Origin of the sequence: Haloarchaeobius baliensis (assembly GCF_052060055.1) — an archaeon.
In the GTDB taxonomy this organism is placed as follows: domain Archaea; phylum Halobacteriota; class Halobacteria; order Halobacteriales; family Natrialbaceae; genus Haloarchaeobius; species Haloarchaeobius baliensis.
Genome location: NZ_JBPPFR010000003.1, coordinates 682,821 through 699,373 on the forward strand (window position 1 = coordinate 682,821; position 16,553 = coordinate 699,373).

General features: G+C 55.7%; 13 protein-coding genes. 10 read left to right on the top strand and 3 right to left on the bottom strand.

Going from position 1 to position 16,553, the window contains the following annotated elements:
• The first annotated feature begins 203 nt into the window (after positions 1 to 203).
• The 6 genes from ACSG06_RS20070 to ACSG06_RS20095 all read left to right on the top strand — a co-directional run bounded on the left by ACSG06_RS20070 (position 204) and on the right by ACSG06_RS20095 (position 11,583).
• Positions 204 to 476 (top strand): hypothetical protein, encoded by a 273-nt coding sequence (locus ACSG06_RS20070; RefSeq protein WP_440992074.1) that lies wholly within the window; start codon positions 204 to 206, stop codon positions 474 to 476.
• Positions 473 to 964: a hypothetical protein gene (locus ACSG06_RS20075; RefSeq protein WP_440992075.1), complete on the top strand. Its 492-nt coding sequence runs from the start codon at positions 473 to 475 to the stop codon at positions 962 to 964. Before ACSG06_RS20070 ends, ACSG06_RS20075 begins: the two co-directional genes overlap by 4 nt.
• A gap of 1 nt (position 965) precedes the next feature.
• Positions 966 to 2,729: a HesA/MoeB/ThiF family protein gene (locus ACSG06_RS20080; protein WP_440992076.1), complete on the top strand. Its 1,764-nt coding sequence runs from the start codon at positions 966 to 968 to the stop codon at positions 2,727 to 2,729.
• 163 nt (positions 2,730 to 2,892) lie between these two features.
• Entirely contained in the window at positions 2,893 to 4,350 is a 1,458-nt protein-coding gene (locus ACSG06_RS20085) for a ribonuclease H-like domain-containing protein (protein ID WP_440992077.1), read from the top strand.
• A 2-nt stretch (positions 4,351 to 4,352) separates the two neighbouring features.
• Complete coding sequence (locus ACSG06_RS20090; protein WP_440992078.1) at positions 4,353 to 6,920, top strand: DEAD/DEAH box helicase; 2,568 nt, start codon at positions 4,353 to 4,355, stop codon at positions 6,918 to 6,920.
• Positions 6,921 to 6,951: 31 nt separating this feature from the next.
• On the top strand, positions 6,952 to 11,583 hold the full coding sequence (locus ACSG06_RS20095; protein WP_440992079.1) for an AAA domain-containing protein: 4,632 nt from the start codon (positions 6,952 to 6,954) through the stop codon (positions 11,581 to 11,583).
• An 86-nt stretch (positions 11,584 to 11,669) separates the two neighbouring features.
• On the opposite strand, the gene ACSG06_RS20100 is transcribed toward ACSG06_RS20095, so the two are convergent.
• Entirely contained in the window at positions 11,670 to 12,119 is a 450-nt protein-coding gene (locus ACSG06_RS20100) for a DUF6141 family protein (protein ID WP_440992080.1), read from the bottom strand.
• Positions 12,120 to 12,351: 232 nt separating this feature from the next.
• Here ACSG06_RS20100 and ACSG06_RS20105 point away from each other — a divergent pair, with 232 nt between their 5' ends.
• The 4 genes from ACSG06_RS20105 to phaC all read left to right on the top strand — a co-directional run bounded on the left by ACSG06_RS20105 (position 12,352) and on the right by phaC (position 15,447).
• Positions 12,352 to 12,723, top strand: a complete 372-nt coding sequence (locus tag ACSG06_RS20105; protein WP_440992081.1) for a MarR family transcriptional regulator — start codon at positions 12,352 to 12,354, stop codon at positions 12,721 to 12,723.
• Positions 12,720 to 13,073: a type II toxin-antitoxin system PemK/MazF family toxin gene (locus tag ACSG06_RS20110; protein WP_440992082.1), complete on the top strand. Its 354-nt coding sequence runs from the start codon at positions 12,720 to 12,722 to the stop codon at positions 13,071 to 13,073. Before ACSG06_RS20105 ends, ACSG06_RS20110 begins: the two co-directional genes overlap by 4 nt.
• Before the next feature lie 383 nt (positions 13,074 to 13,456).
• Positions 13,457 to 14,095 (top strand): MaoC/PaaZ C-terminal domain-containing protein, encoded by a 639-nt coding sequence (locus tag ACSG06_RS20115; RefSeq protein WP_440992083.1) that lies wholly within the window; start codon positions 13,457 to 13,459, stop codon positions 14,093 to 14,095.
• 23 nt (positions 14,096 to 14,118) lie between these two features.
• Positions 14,119 to 15,447 (top strand): class III poly(R)-hydroxyalkanoic acid synthase subunit PhaC, encoded by a 1,329-nt coding sequence (phaC, locus tag ACSG06_RS20120; RefSeq protein ID WP_440992084.1) that lies wholly within the window; start codon positions 14,119 to 14,121, stop codon positions 15,445 to 15,447.
• A gap of 56 nt (positions 15,448 to 15,503) precedes the next feature.
• On the opposite strand, the gene ACSG06_RS20125 is transcribed toward phaC, so the two are convergent.
• Both ACSG06_RS20125 and ACSG06_RS20130 read right to left on the bottom strand, forming a co-directional pair.
• A complete protein-coding gene (locus tag ACSG06_RS20125; RefSeq protein WP_440992085.1) occupies positions 15,504 to 16,094 on the bottom strand; it encodes a hypothetical protein in 591 nt (196 codons plus the stop codon).
• A gap of 9 nt (positions 16,095 to 16,103) precedes the next feature.
• On the bottom strand, positions 16,104 to 16,472 hold the full coding sequence (locus ACSG06_RS20130; RefSeq protein ID WP_440992086.1) for an SHOCT domain-containing protein: 369 nt from the start codon (positions 16,470 to 16,472) through the stop codon (positions 16,104 to 16,106).
• Positions 16,473 to 16,553: the final 81 nt, after the last annotated feature.

The window sequence follows — 16,553 nt, forward strand, 5'->3', positions numbered from 1 at the left end:
ATGAGGCGCTCCTGTAGCTCAGTGCTGTTGGGTACTTGGATTAATTGTCGTTCGGCTATGTAGCCGGAGATTCTCGTCCAAGGGGGGAATAGGATAGCCACGATCGAAATGTGATTTCAATAGAGAGGGCCAATTTCTATTTTAGCGTGTTCGGAATGGCTCTAGTCCAAATTCTTAAACCCTTCCAGAACAGACGTTATCGCATGGGAACTGAAGACCAAGGGGAGGAGAACCGGACGTACCCGATCCACATAGGGAATACGACGATTCGGTTCGACGACCCCGTTCAGACCGCAGAGACGATTATGATCGAAGCAGGAACCGACGGGGATAAAACTGACCAGAAGTGGCTCTACGCTCTGGAAGGAAAAAACAAGCCCAAAGACACTCAGTTCGAGGACTCCGATAATGTCGACCTCAGTGACGAGAATCGGAAGTTCTTCCGAATTGTCCCGAAGGGGAGCGGTCGGTCGTGAGTGAGGACGAAACTTCCACCGGCGAGATGGTTAGACCTTCCCCGCCAGCCAAACTCGCAGAAGAGAACCTGAAGCCTTCGTTTCAGAAGGCGCTTTCGGCCCTCCGAGAAAGACACACACCAGCAGTCCCGGTCGGAAGACACGAAGGAGAAATTGCGGTCTGGCTTGGAGAGTTTGACTTCACCGTATATCAACACTCCTACACGCCAGAGCAAGCGGAGGTGTACATTTTCCTCCCTGAGAATTTCGTCAACAGTGATCCTCACTGGGTTGTGACCGTTCCGCCAGTCGAACGTGCCAATCGAGAGGGGTGGGAAGACAATAATCCTGACCGTCGTGACCAAGACAAGTATCTTCAGAACGACTTGGGAGTCGATCAGGGAGTCACCTTCAGTCTCCGGTGGTCACATTTGAATTTTAAGCCAGAAAAGCCGGAGCACGCTGTGCGTGCAATCGAAGTGATCGACGCAGGCTTCGAAACGGGATAGCATGTCAGGAGCGTACCGTGCCCGTGCAGTTGGTGACAGGTCGTCACCCAGTCAGGCGGCAGAATTCCAGTTTGCGCTCAGTGAAGAGACATGGGAGACACTTGATGGATTCCTGAAGCCGCCAGAAGGTCACCACCTGCATGGTTTACCCGAGCGAGGAGCAATCGGAATCATCACCCCGAGCACGGGAGACAGAAGGACGACGTACCTGTTACAGAAGGTCGTCGAACCGAGCCGGGGAGACGTCTACTTCGACGGCCAGCTAAAGTTCCACCCAGACTATACGCTACGGGCAATTAACGAGGCTGCAGAAGTGCCAGGAGCGGGCCTGATCTTCATCCATACCCATCCAGGAAGCGGTGCGACTCCGTCTGGCCCCGACAAAATAGCTGACAAAGAAGAACTGTACGACATCGGTCTGAATCTCGGCTCGGAGGTCCCACTCGCAGCGGGTATCGTGGCAGATCGTCCTAACCCCGAGACTGGCCAACGTGAATGGTCAGTTCGAGCCTATGAGTTCGTCTATCCAAACTCATCAACAGCAAAAGGGGCAAGCCGTACTGGAGAGGAAACAGGTGAATTCACGCACACAACAGCGGTCCGCGTTGTAGGCGAACGAATCAGAAAGCTCCCAACGATCAGGGATGCTACGGGGCCGGCTGGAACGGGCGGAGCGATCGACTCAGAGGCTCAGGATTCGACGGTAGAGCTCTGGGGAGAACGCGGCCAACAGACGCTTGCAGGCTTCCGCGTTGGAGTCGTGGGCCTCGGCGGTGTCGGTTCACTCCTCGCCGAACAATTAGCACGACTCGGCGTAGGAGAAACGGTCTTCGTCGACTTTGACTACCTCGAACGTGCGAACCTCAATCGATCTTACGGCGCTACATCTGATGATGTCGGTAAGCCGAAAGTCGAGGTGGCAAAGGAGATCGCAGAGCGGTCGGCAACGAACCCACAATTCACCGCACAGGCAGAATACGGAAGTGCAGTAGAGGAAGACGAGGAGCACGCCTGCCTTCCGCAACTGCTCGACTGCGATATCATCATCAACGCCGCCGACACGCATTGGGTTCGGTATCTTCTCGATGAGGTTTCGTATGCTCATCTTATCCCCGTTCTTGACGGAGGTACCGAGCTCATCCCGAATGATGATAAAGATGAACTCGATATCGGGTCTAGATCGCTTATCTCTGCTACTGGACCAGGGCATCCATGTCTTGAGTGCACTGGCCACTGGTTCCACGGATATCAGGAAGAGGGCGTGATTCACGATAGAGAGCCAGATGCCGCCCGTGGAGCTGGATACGTTCAAGGCATGGATGGCGGTGAAGAACTGGCAGATGATGGCGAAGGTGATGAGCGGGCGCCCTCCGTAGCCACGAACAACGGGCTCGTGGCATCACTCTTGGCCCTCCGTTTCCAAGCGCTTGCAGTCGGCATCACCTCACGAGCACTTGTTGGCAGTCAGGAGTATGATGCTCTCTTTGGTACGGTTGACTGGCAAGAAGATAGCAATAATCAAAAACGGATCTCATGCAAGGAGGACTGCGATCGGAAAGAAGCACTCGCACGGGGAGATCACTATGAGTTGCCGACTGAGCCCGATCCGACGTTCCACAAGATTCTTGAAGAACACAGGGAGGGCAATCAGCAACAAAAGACCACCCCAGATGCTAAGGAGAAAGCCGAGAGAAGCGTATTTCAGCGCATTACCGTATATATCGCTCGTCTTGTGAACCGAGGTCCGAAGGGTCGGACTCAGTAAATCTTCTTTTGAATTCGTCTAAGTCGGAGATAAGAACATCTCGGAGTGGCTAGTCAGAAGGTATAAGCCAGAGGGTTCCAATACTGAGTGTATGACCAGCACGCGAGACGAGGGAAACCCTACCTATAGCCAACCCGGACAGGGAACAATCACCCACTGAGACATGGCGGGCGACCTTGGAGTACGTCTGCTTGTTCTCCGGTGCGACGCGCTAGTCGACGCTACGACGATAGCCATCGAGGACCTCGTCGATTACTTCGATGCGGATCTCATCTACATTGTCGAAGAAAAGCTGGACATGCGAACGGTGAGCACTGTCGAACGGACTGCTTCATGTCCGGTAATTCACACACGGCGTAGCGCTGTTCACACCGAGACTGTTGACGGGATCACCGTGTCTATCGTCAACTCGCTCGACTTCATTGGTGGGGCCTCCACCGCCAGCGGACAAGAAATCCCAGAGGATGTCGACTACGTCATCTGTGATGAGATCCAGACGAGCGCCGACTCGGTCACATTGGACGTCTCACTCGATGGTCTCGAGCATATCGCCCGTTTCCAGCACCGAACCGACCGAGAAGTAACGTTCCTCACCGGGACCATGGAGGCCAGTTACGATTTCGTGTGGAAGGCTGACGTCGAAGACGAGAGCGTTCGCCTTCCCGTCCGTGGCGTTGCTCCAACCCGTCGGCAAGGGGCACCCGAACTCGCCTGTATTTCGCTTGATGCGGGCGGCCGCATCGCTGTGTCTACGACCCCAGCAGATAAATTCGGCCTCCGAGCGCTCTCGGGTGTGGGTAAGGGAACCGCCCCGAAGCTCTCTCGGAATGGGTATGAGACGCGTGACGACGTCGCAGCCGCGACGGAACGCAATCTTCGTGAGGTTCGAGGTATCGGTGAGTCGAAAGCGCAGAGCATTCGCCAGAGCGCCCACGCGTTATCCGAAGGATGCGTCATCCGTCTCACAGACGAGGCCGTCCCCGCAGCAGACTACAGTCCGCTGTTCATTGATATCGAGACTGACGGCCTCAACCCGAGTATCATCTGGCTCGTCGGAGTCTACGACCCTGAAACAGACGAGTACGTGGACTTCATCGATACAGAACCGTCGCGAGACAATCCAGGGAAAGCCACCCGAGAGTTTGTTGCGTGGCTAGCCAGCGAGTACGATCGCACGTCCCTCATCGCGTGGAACGGTCACAACTTCGACTTCAAACATCTCAGCCGATTCATCCGAGGACACGCACCGGAGTACGCAGACTACTGGTCGGACTCCGTGTTCGAATACGACCTGTTCGACTGGGCCGTGCGAAAAGACAACGCCATCCTCCCCGGTCGGACGAACCGGGTCGAAGACGTTGCTGAGGCTCTCGGACATGGGCGCGACTCGGCTGCTGCTGCCGTGGATGGAAAATCACTGGCGAAGAGCATTCAGCGGCTTCTCGTATCGCCAGAGCGCGGTCGTGACGTAGACTGGGACACTGCTCGAGCTTACTGTGAGGCAGACGTCCGTGAGTTGGCTGCAGTCTACGAATCCATCGCTGAGGCAACGCCCGGCCACAAGCTTGCTAGTGCTCCTGCTGATGAAAAAACCACACAAACCGGACTCATGGACTTCTAACAATGCACGACGACCACGATACCGACCACAGCCAAACAGACCTCACAACCAGCCCGAAGGACCACACCAACAACGGTGACATCGATTTAGAGACGGATATCCTCCAACTCACCGGCGAGGAGCTCGAGAGTACCTATCCAAATAACCGCTACTTCGGCCAAGTTCACGAGAAATTCAAGATTCCCGCTCGTGAGGAACAGACTGTTCCAGCAGGGGACGTGCTTCCGCCCCAGATTGCTCGAAGCCTTGAATTCGACCCGTGGTGCCACCAAGCAGGTGCTCTCCAGGCGCTCGACCGCGGAGACAACGTGTGCGTCGCGACTAGTACATCCTCGGGGAAAACGCTGGTTTACGGGCTTCATATTGCTCGTCAGTACCTTGAGAATCCGGAGACACGGTCGCTTATCGTATATCCGACGAAGGCTCTCAGTCGCGACCAGGAGAAAGAACTCAACGACTTCCTTCGAAACACGCTTTCACTGGATATCAGTGTCGGTGTCTACGATGGTGACACGAAGAGCGAGGAAAAGTCTCGCATCCGCGAGGAGTGCAACGTCGTAATCACGAACTTCGTTGGCCTGAACCAGTATCTGGAGAGTCACCACCTGTGGGCAGACTTCCATTCGAACTGCTCGCTAGTTGTTATCGACGAAGCTCATATGTGGACCGGCCTCGGCGGAATGCACGTCGCGTGGATACTCCGACGCGCCCAACGAATCATCGACTACTACGGCGGCGATCCGCAGTATGTCCTCACGACGGCGACTATCGGAAACCCCGCAGAACACGCTCTCGCACTCACCGGTGAGCCTGCAGTGGTTGTTGATGAGGATGGATCACCGAGAGGTGTCCGTCACCTCGTCTTTTGGGACCCGCCGATGAGTGGTGACGACGGTCTGAGTGACGACATCGACTCCCCGGCGCTGTCGAAGCGACCGGCGACCGTCGAGGCTCCGGAAGTATGGGCTCATATGTGCCAAAGCAACGTCCAGTCGCTCTTGTTCTGTGATTCGCGGAAGCTCACCGAACTGTCTGTCAACCGTGCGAAGCGGTTCATCAGTGACCGAGAGAATCGATATCAAGCTAGGCCGGACCTCGCGTCGTACCACGCCGGACACGGAAAACAGTCGCGTCGGGGGACGGAGTATCAACTCAAAGAAGGTCACCTCGACGGCGTCTCGACGACAAGCGCCTTGGAGGTCGGTATCAATATTGGCGGCGTCGATGGGACCGTCCTTATGGGATATCCGGGGTCGCGGCAGTCGTTCTGGCAACGAATAGGTCGATCAGGCAGAGGAACGCGAGATGCGCTTTCTGTGTTCGTCCCGAGCCACTCCACGCTCGACCAGTACATTCTCCAGCACCCAGAGTACGTCCTCGAAGAGGACCACGAGAGCGCCGTCGTCGACCTCGACAACAACCCCGTGTACCTCCAGCAACTCAACTGCGCCGCGCAGGAACTCCCCCTCACACGCGATGACGCGAAGGATTTCGGAGGCGAGGAACGACTGGAACGTGCTGTCGAGTACGGCCGACGTAAGGGCGACCTCGAAGGATCACTTGACAGCGGCGTGATGTACGCCCATCGCGACCGCCCGCAGGACGCAATCAGCCTGTACTCCTCCGGGGGAAACACCTTCGACATCCGACTAGCTGGCGATGGATCGATTGATCACCAACCGATCGGCCGTGACCGGGCCTACAGAGACTACCACGAAGGTGCAACTGTTCTCCACCAGGGCGAGCAGTACCAGGTTGTCGAACTCCGAGAGGACATCCCACAGCCGTACATCTCGCTCGAAAAAGCGAATGTGAGCTATTACACTCAGTCTCAAGGCCAGGTCAATATCTACGACACGGTCGTCGAGGACTCGCGCGAGGTCGGGCCGTTCACGCTCAACTGGGGGTATGGAACGGTATCTGTCCACTATAGCACGTACCTCAAGCGAGAAATCGGAAGTGGAGATGTACTAGAAATTGGCAATGAAACCGGTGTCCCGCCTCTAGAGATGCGAACTCAGCTGTGTTGGGCTGAAACTCCCAACGATATTGAACGCGCGATGCTGAACAAACACTCGGAGTACCACAACCCGGAGTGTATTAATCTCCCACCTAGGCTTCATGGGTACCTCGGTGGCATCCACGCCGTCGAGCACGCTATGATCGCCGTCGCACCACTGGAGCTGAAAGTTGATGGCGGCGATATCGGGGGTTTAGCGACGAACCGGCTCCCCGGCAATCCAGAAAAGAGTGGCTGGTTCATCTACGACGGAATCGAAGGTGGTCTCGGGTTCTCGCGATCGATTTACGAACACTTTGAAAACGTCGCCCAGCGTGCGCACGATCTTATCGTTGACTGCTCATGTGGCCGCGACGAAGGATGCCCGGCCTGCACCATGGACGACCGCTGCGGGAACGACAACCGTCCGCTGTACTCTCCTGCAGCTACAGACATCCTCGAACATCTGCTCGGTAATCGGGAAGAGAACGATCTCAACGATCATCTTCCGGAGGTAGATAGCGACGTGACTCTCGTCGACGAACAGCGGCCACCTGCCTCAATCTCGTGATTACCGTTACCTCACCCTGAATAACACCATCATGTCCAGCTACGATCCCGACAACTCCACGCCGCCACGAATCGACAGCCAAAGTACGGGTCAGCCGCCAATAGCCGAACAACATCGTCGGATCATTACCCCTGCCCGAATTGGGGAGTATATCGGATTTGAGCAGTGCCCACGATATTTCAAGCATACTGTTCAAGACATCAAATCCTCTCTCCATCATGATGGTGACGAGTTCGAAGAGGCCTTCCAACCGCTGAATATACTGCTAACAAAGGCTGGAGAGGAGTTTGAAGAGCGGGTTCGCGATGAGATATTGTCTTCAGAGGATGCTTTGACTGACTTATCTAGAGATGCTGAGCACTTTGCCCCAGATGATGATGCAATCATTGAAGCTCTCAAATCTGCTTGCGATAGCCCTGCGGCACCAACCGAACCAACGATATTGTACCAAGCCAGCTTCGTTGACCGTATCGGGGGATGGCAAGTTGCTGGTGATGCCGACCTCATTCTCATCTGGTCAACTGACCACGGGGCAAAAGCCCGAGTTATTGACGTTAAGAGCGCACAGGAAGAGAAATCGTATCATCAAATCCAGGCGGCCACCTATGTTGATCTACTAAGACGCTTAGTTGAGAGTTCTGGCATACTTGAGAGCGATCGAATTGAATGTAGTGGTGGAATTATTACCCGCGAATCCGCGTATATACCACCTTCCCCAGAAGTTGTCCCGAGCTTTGATGTAGATCCTCGAATCACTGACGTCAGACGGTTATTGGCCTCGGATGGAGACCTTGCCTCCATCGCAGAAGAACCATTTGAGGATGTACCTTACCAGCTGAATGATAAGTGTGCCAATTGTGCGTACAACGAGAGCTGTCTGACCGACGCTTATGAAGACGGTCACCTTAGACTGCTGGGGTTATCGCCTGCACAGCAGGCTACCCTCCGGGAAGACTACGGGATCGAGACAGTCGACGAACTCGCCAATCTTGCTAAACCCCCGGAGCCAGAGGATTGGTATCCGACGGAGTATAGCGGTGTTTCCTGGGAAAAGGAGACCTATCACCAATTGAAGAGTACGCCTGGAATCGGGGAGCAATTACCCACACTACTGTATCGGGCGAAGGCGATGGCGGATTATCTGGACCCTGAAGGAGGCGAGATAATTGACCGCCCCGTTCCGTGGGTTCCGGGTACGGGGCGCTGCCCAATACCAGAGGACGAACCTCCTGAGGGTACGAATATCTCCCACGACTGGCTTCACGGATCGATGGTTCGGGTCTACCTGAATGTCCAGGTGGATCACCTCCGGGACCGTTTGCTTCAGTTGAGCGCACGAGTCTCTGCGACAGCTAGTGAGGCGGAGTCTCAGCGTATCTCTGTTGTCTCAGAGGGTGCCCCGGATGCGACACAGGAAGCCCATTCTGTTGAACGGAATCTGCTTGAGACTTTCATAACCCGTCTTTACAAAGCGATTAGGAAGGTCGGGGGAGAGATTGAGTTCTCAGGAGTTGAGCAGACTGACCCTCCTCTTCACTTTTACCTCTATACTGGAATGGAACGGACCGCGTTAGATGACGCATTCGACCGCCATACAACCCCCATCGTCAATTCGTTCCAGTCCGTAGTTGAAGGACCTCCCGGCCACGACCGGCCGATGGTGTCGCGCCTTCGTCCTACCGTAGCAACTCATACTGCAGTTCCGACTCCCTCTCCTGGGATCCTCCCTGCGTACGATCATCTGTTCCCTGTTCGGGATGATGTTTACCGAAAGTCGAAAAGCAGCGAGGAATGGTCATACACACCGGTGGGCGCAGATGAAGACGGCCCCATACACCTGCGATCTGTATTCAGTTATCGGCTATTTGATTATCGAGTAACCGGTGACGCGCGATCGAGTTCAGGAATCGCACTCAATCCACGGGAGCGTGACTTCATCGACGGTATCCCCACCAGGGTTCGGTACGGGGCAGAGATTCCGCTCGGATACCTCTGGTCTGCTGTAGGCCGTATCGATGATGAATGGGTGGAGGAAGTAAAATCTCGATATGACGCTCCCGAGCAAGAACTGGATCGGTTCCGGTATCACGATGTTAATACCAAGACGAGGGAAATCGATACGGAGGATATTCTAGCTCTTGGGCGACACTTCTGCGATGTGCTTGAACACGTTGAGCGCTCTCTGAACAGCCGAGATGCCGTGCTCAATAAGGAACCGTATTCGATGGACCGATTACCCACGGATGCATATTCTGCTCCGTCCCTTGCGACAGCTTGCAGACGGTATTTGTGGATTGAGCATACGGCCCAGCGGAAAGAGGAATACGACCACTACCGGAAGCTCCCGACTCAGCGAATGCTCTCTGGGAAGTCGATTCCTGTTACGATCAACAATGTAGAGGAGAAAAACAGCCGCACTCTCCATGTTGAGGGAGTGATTCGGTTTGACCAGCCCTTCCGCCTGAACGAGGAAGAAATCCGCCGAGCTTGTCGTCAAAAGGGGAGCGATGGGTCATCCAGTGGGTCATGGATGGTTGCAAACCCCTATGATTTCGGTCGACTAGGGACCGAGACAATACAGCCATACGAGATTGAGTCTGGTGTCCAAGTCACTCTCGACACTCTGGATTTGGATAGCAGATCTATCTCTTTCGACGCACACAACTTCTATGGTGTTTCCGACGAGTTCGGACGAAGCCATGATAAATGGACTACTGAGGAACGTTATGACACTCCAGATAGCACCTCTACCCACCTTGAGAGTGGCGAGCAGGTCATCTTAGACCCTCAGACGGATGACATCACAGCTGGGCGGGCAAAGACGGCCTTAGACTATGCTGACACAAACGAACTCCACAGGGTGCTTGAACAAATTCGGTTCGGTGACAAGGTATCTCCGAAGGCCAGTAGCATTTCTCAATCTGGAATTGATGAGTTTGTGAATTGGCTTTCTGATTCCTTTGGCCCAGATTCACTTCCAAGCGATGAACAACGGGCGTTCATCACGGAAGCAGAATCACAAATTGTTGGCTTACAGGGCCCCCCCGGCACAGGAAAGACTGCCGGTGCGTTCGCACCAGGGCTGTGCGCTCGAATGTATGCTGCGGCAGCCGATGACGCTTATTTCGCTGGGCTGGTCACGGCTCCTTCAAACACGGCGATTGATGAGTTGCTGGAGGATGTGGCAGAGACGCTCGCGGCAGCAAGCGGTGATTCTAGTGAAACGCCCTCTAAAATATCGACTAATCTGGAGAACGCTCACTTGATTCGCATCGCTGATGATGCACCTGAAGATGCCCCAGACAACGTCACCTACATAGACTACAATGACTCAGATGACGACCACCAGTTGGAGCAGCTTCGAACGTGGATCACGGCTGGGGGGAGCACCTCTAATGAAACTGGTTCTGGAGGTCAGGCAACTTTGGGCAGCTTTGGAGCTTCCATAGAGGACAGTGGTGACACCGACAACCCCGTACAAACGCTTGTATTCGCTACACCGGCGCGTGCATGGCGTCTGGTGAGTAAGCTGTGTCCTGGTTCTGAGGATGAAGATACTGCCGATCAAGAGTATTGGGACGTGATCGCTGCTGATGAGGCATCCATGTTGACACTTCCTAACTTCCTCTTAGCGGGGAGTGCGCTTGCACCGGGAGGACAGGTGTTGGTCGGGGGTGATCATCGTCAACTCCCGCCTGTACAGAAACACGATTGGCCTGAAGAGGCCAGAAGAGATATTCGAGCAACTGTCCCATACCTCTCAGCTCTTGATTATGTCCGTCTCCTACGTGGCGAGGACGATGTATTAGAACAAGAGCGACAAGATGAGTGGGTACACGAACACAACGCCACACCAGATTCGACTGATATCCCGTTCTACCGATTATCCCGAACCTATCGGTTTGGGACAGTGACAGCCGATCTGGCCCGCCAGACAGTATACCGTGCTGATGGTATAGAATACCAATCTGGACGTGAGTCAGCACCCAGTGCTGTCGTTGATGGTGATTTACCGGCTCCAGTGAGTGCTGTTTTATCGGATGCAGCGGTGACACTGGTCACGTACAATAGCGACGAGGATTACCAACAGTGGAATCCGATTGAGGCTTCACTGGCATCGCGATTCGTCGAAGCTCGAAGCAAAAACGCTTCGGCTGGAGTTGTGACACCTCATAACGCACAACGAAGTAGGGTAACTGCCCTTCTTGAAAGTGAAGTTTCTGAAGGTGAAGACCCATCAGGGGTCACAGTAGAGACAGTCAACCGTTTCCAAGGAGGGGAGCAGGATTTGATGGTGGTGAGTGCCACTGTTTCTGATTCTCAGTACATCTCTAAAGAGAGCGACTTTCTGTTGAGTGAAAACCGAGTCAATGTCTCGTTGACTCGCCATCGGGAGAAGCTGGTCATCATCGCTCCTGAATCTCTCCTCGGGTACATCCCAGCTGATCCAAGCCTCTATGACGAGACCTTGATTTGGAAAGAAATCGCCCGAGGGAGTGGTGAAGCACCCACCGGCTTTACGAAACATCCTGTCTGGGAGGGGGACCTCAGTGAGATACTCGATGGAGAACTGCCAGCCTCTATCGGTGATGATCCTGTTGTCCGAGTTTTCAATTATGAACCTGCAGAGCAATCGGTTCAGAGCGAAAACTCCAATTCATGAATGTGGATTTTCGCCACTCAGCGGTCGAAATAAGATGAGACTACTTCTCCCAATGCACGAGTGCTGGCGTGACTCGTTTGGTTGACTCAGTTTTCGTAGACCTCGTCGATCGCTTTGACGAACTCACCGACGTGTTGTGTCCCGACGAGCACGGACTGGGCGTTCGCCCGCTCGATCCAGACGCCCTGATTCCCACTGACGTTGTAGGCGATCTTTCCCGGTACCCAGCGAATGCCCCAGCCCCCGAACTCGCGAAGTGGATCGTACTGTCTCGACTCGTATCGGTTGATCTCCGTCCACGAGATTCGGCGAAAAGAGCGGTGAAGTGGCCACAACCTGAGGTAGAGTCCGTCAGCTCTGACTTCGGTCTCGAGGCGCAGACTGTAAAGGAACAACGCAATAACGCCGACAATTATGAGTCCGATCCAAGAGACTGGCCCGAGAACAAGCATGAGCAGTGCGATTCCGCTGAGAGGTGCCCAGAGCCACCGCTGGCGAAACCGTTGTACTTCTCGGTACGTCGGCTCTCGATCCATCTTGTCCTCTGATGTTGGTGCTGCTCACCGATGGACCTATCGACGACGTGGACCAGCCACGCCCGCTCGTCCGCCCCTCGGGGCGTGACCGGTCACAGTAGTTGAGACTGCTTCTCTCGATGCATACAGTTCTCGGACCGCCTCGCTGCCTTGGGCAAGCCGCCTCCTTCAGTATTTACGTAGGTTTCACTCCTAACACTCTTTACAGCGGATGGCGTACCTCCATTCAACGATGTCTATCGACCGAGACACCTTCGAGAACACGAGCGAGGAAGAACTCGCTGACCTCTCCGTCCCTGACCAGGTTCTCGGGTTTCTCGATGCTAACGAGGATCGGGCGTTCAAGGCTCGTGAAATCGCATCCCAGGTCGGCGTTGATGAGGGAGCAGTCAGCACCGCGCTCTCACGGTTGAAAGACCGTGGTCTGGTCGAACACAAGGCGACATATTGGGCGATAACCGACGATACCGAGCGACTCGAAGGATACAGCGGCTACAAGCGAGCGACTGCCCTGTTCAACGAACAACTCGGCAAGGAGAATACGGAATCCTGGCGCGAGCACGCTCCCGGTGAGCCACATCCGAGCGTGGAGAACAAGCAGTGACTGACGATGAAACCAGACCGATATTCGAGCGAGGCGACGTCATCTACGGTGCTGACCCGTTCAAAGGTGACGATGACGCTCGCCCCTGGCTCATTCTCTCGAATCACGAAGGACGGCCGTTTCACGGCGAGCAGTACATCGCGCTGACCCTGACGTCGAAATCATGGATAGACGGCCTCATCGAGATTCCTGAGGAAAGTTGGCTCCGTGGCGGGACGCCAGACGAGAGCCGGATCGTCCCTTGGGGTGTGCAATCGATCGGCCACGAGGACATCGATTTCTGGCAGGGCCGTCTGGCGGAAGATCTCGTCGCTGGTGCGACCTCCGCGTTCGTCGACGAACTAAGGTAGCCACATTCGAGCACTCACACTTCACGCGGTACGGCTTCTCCTGACCGGAGTCTCAACTTCCAAACTGCTTACAGAAGTTGAGACTGGCCGTCTCAATGCATACCGTCGTCGCAGTCCAGTTCAAGATGCGTTGGAATCGTTAGTTCGGCTAAAATCGTGTGTTTTGGGTCCTATAACCCGTGTAACCGAAACATCACCTAGGAGTATCGATAAGAAACAACTAAATGAAGTCGACCACATCGGGAATCGATTCCCTCTTTTGGAGCTCACAGATGAATATAGGAGTGACGCATACGTTGATAGTGGTTCACACCGTTATACTCTAGCAGACCTGCTGAACAGCCTTGGCTTCGCGAAAGGTAAATCATCAATTCAGCGTACCCATGCCAGTCGATCCCGTCTGTGGGATGGAAATCCCACCCGAATCTGCCGAAGCGACGACCGAGTACGAAGGCGAGTCGTTCCACTTCTGCTCGAACGACTGCCAAGCGTTGTTCGATAGCGCTCCCGAGAAGTACGTCGAGACGCCTCACCCTCACCTCATCGAGACAGGCGGTGCCATCATCCCTCGTCTGCCATACGGCCGTGCGAAAGGTGAATTCGACATCGACATCGCAGACCCCACGTCGCTACAGGAGGGCGACAGCGTCAGTTTCTCGAAGGAGATTACGGACGAGGACGTCCGAAAGTTCGCCGAGGCGACCAGCGACACGAACGCCCTCCACCTCAACGACGCGTTCGCGGAGAAGACACGGTTCGGCCACCGGATCGTCCACGGGACACTCGTCTCGGGACTGATTAGCGCGGCCTTGGCGTGCTTTCCCGGGCTCACAATCTATATCTCGCAGAATCTTGAGTTTCAACAGCCTGTGGACATCGGCGAGACACTGACGGCTCGATGTAAAATCGTCGATGATCTCGACGATGCCCGGTATCGCCTCACGACTCGAATCGAGAACGACGCCGACGAAATCGTGTTGGACGGAACAGCGACGGTTCTGATCGATCCGATCCCGGAGTGATACCAGCACGTTCGACACCAGTGATGGCCATGCACCCATTTACAGCTCCTCTCGAATTGCAGCGTCGAACGCTCGAACGAAGCGCAGATGCCGTCGAGACGATACGTTTCCTTCCGGAACGACTCGACGACCTCGCCTCTGTCGAGGTCGGGCAGACGCCAAGTGAGGTCATCTATTCGGAGAACAAACTCGACCTTTTGCACTACGAACCCCTGACTGACGACCGGCACGACGCGCCCCTACTCGTCGTCTACGCGCTGATCAATCGCCCCTATATCCTCGATCTCCAGCCCGACAAGAGCGTCGTGCGACGCTTCCTCGAGGATGGCTTCGACGTCTATCTCATCGATTGGGGGGAACCGTCCCGACTCGACGCGTCGCTAACGCTGGGCGACTACGTGAATCGATACATCGACAACTGCGTCGACATCGTCCGAGAGCGAACTGGAACTGACGAGATCAACGTCCTCGGCTACTGCATGGGCGGGACACTGAGCACGATATACGCGGCGCTCCATCCCGAGAAGGTTAGCAATCTCGGCCTCATGGCGACGGGGCTGTGTTTCGACGATACAGGTGGTATTCTCGAACAGTGGGGGAGCGAGGAGTACTTCGACCCGGGAGCGATCACCGAGACCTACGGGAACGTGCCGGCGGAGTTTCTCGCGGCTGGTTTCGCCCAGATGAATCCCGTCGATACCTACTTCGGGAAGTACACGATCCTGTTCGACAATCTCGACGACAAGACGGCCGTCGAGAACTTCGGCCGGATGGAACGCTGGGTGCGTGACGGGGTCGACGTCGCGGGCGAGGCCTACCGCCAGTTCATCGAGGACATCTACCAGGCGAATGCTCTCTACCGGAACGAACTGGTACTGGATGGCGACCCCGTCGACATCGAGAACCTCACGATACCGGTCTTACAGATCATCGGCTCGTTCGATCACCTCATCCCACCGGGGGCCAGCAAACCATTCACGGACGTGATCCCGAGCGAGGACACCGACATCTACGAGTTCCCGACTGGGCACGTCGGAATGGCCGTCTCGGGCAAGGCCCACGCGGAACTGTGGCCCCGCGTGGCGACGTGGTTCCGGGAACGGTCGGTGACTTCGACCCACGGATCAGATACGACCGGCGCGAGCGATGTTCCAGAGAGACCCGACCAGGAACAGTCGTTACAGAAACTCGATGGCATCGGACCGGCGTACGAGGAGCGTCTCCACGACGCCGGAATTTCTACGGTGAGTATGCTCGCAGGCTCGGATCCGGCCGCGCTCGCCGAGCGACTGGGTATCAGTGGTTCAAGAGTGTCGTCGTGGGTCGAGCAAGCCCAACAGCTCTCCAGCTAGTTCGCTCATCGCGCTGTTTCCCGGACAGTTACCTCGGTGATATCTCCGACGGATCCCTATGTGACGATGATTCCACCGTCGATTTCCATGTATGGGTGTCCGTAGCCACAGTAGGTCAGACAACTCAGCGTGTAATCGCCCCGTTGCGTCGCTCCTAGCTGACGAACGATGGGTCTGGTGGCATTTTGCGGAAGTGCAACTGGGTGCATCATCATTCCGCCACCCATGTGGACCTGTCCGGAGGGCATAATCGCGAGGCTATGATCTGGGTACTGCTCGTTCGCTTCTTCCAGCAGTTCGTGGAAGTCGCCGTCTGACGGGGCTGGGATGCGCTCCTCGTTTCGCTCTTCGAGTGCCTCGTGGTCAGGGACAGCTTCACGGATCGATGCTGGAAGGGACTGGACGGCTTCACTCGCGAGCGTGTTGAACGAAACGACACGGAGAACGTCGTTCCGTTGCAGGCTGATGCGGTCCTGTTCCTCGCCGGAGTCGTCGACGATGATGAATCCCCAGTGATACGCGCCGACGTAGATCGTTCGATCGACGCCTCCGCTGCTTCCCGGGAGATTGCCGACGCAGCCCGCGAGACCTGCGAGCCCGGCTCCGAGCGTAGTGAGGAACTCGCGTCGCTGTACTGTCGGGGACATGATCGTGACTTACTGCGACTCCTCGCGGGTGAGTTTCGCACGCCGTTCTTCGAACTCCTCGTCTGAGAGATCGCCGCGTGCGTACGCTACTCGGAGCTCTTCGAGTGCCCTGTCAGTGGTCAACGACGACCCGATACCACCGACGAGGCCGCGATAGAGGAGATAGCCGATGCCGACGAGGACGACGAGCCAGACGAGCATCATCCCGATGCCCCACAGCGGCGAGAGGCCACCGGCCGTGCCGCCACCCCACCACCAGCCCATCATCCCCATCATCGGGGCGGCGAAGACCATCATCAGCATCGGAAACAGGACGATCACAGCGAGGACGATCAGGACAATCCGGAGCAGGCCGTCGGAAGAGCGCTCTGTCGACATGGTGTACCACTAGAGACCTTCGTCAACGACGGGGATAAAATTGGTCGGCTGGCAGTACTGCGCCGGGAAATGCCTGAAGAT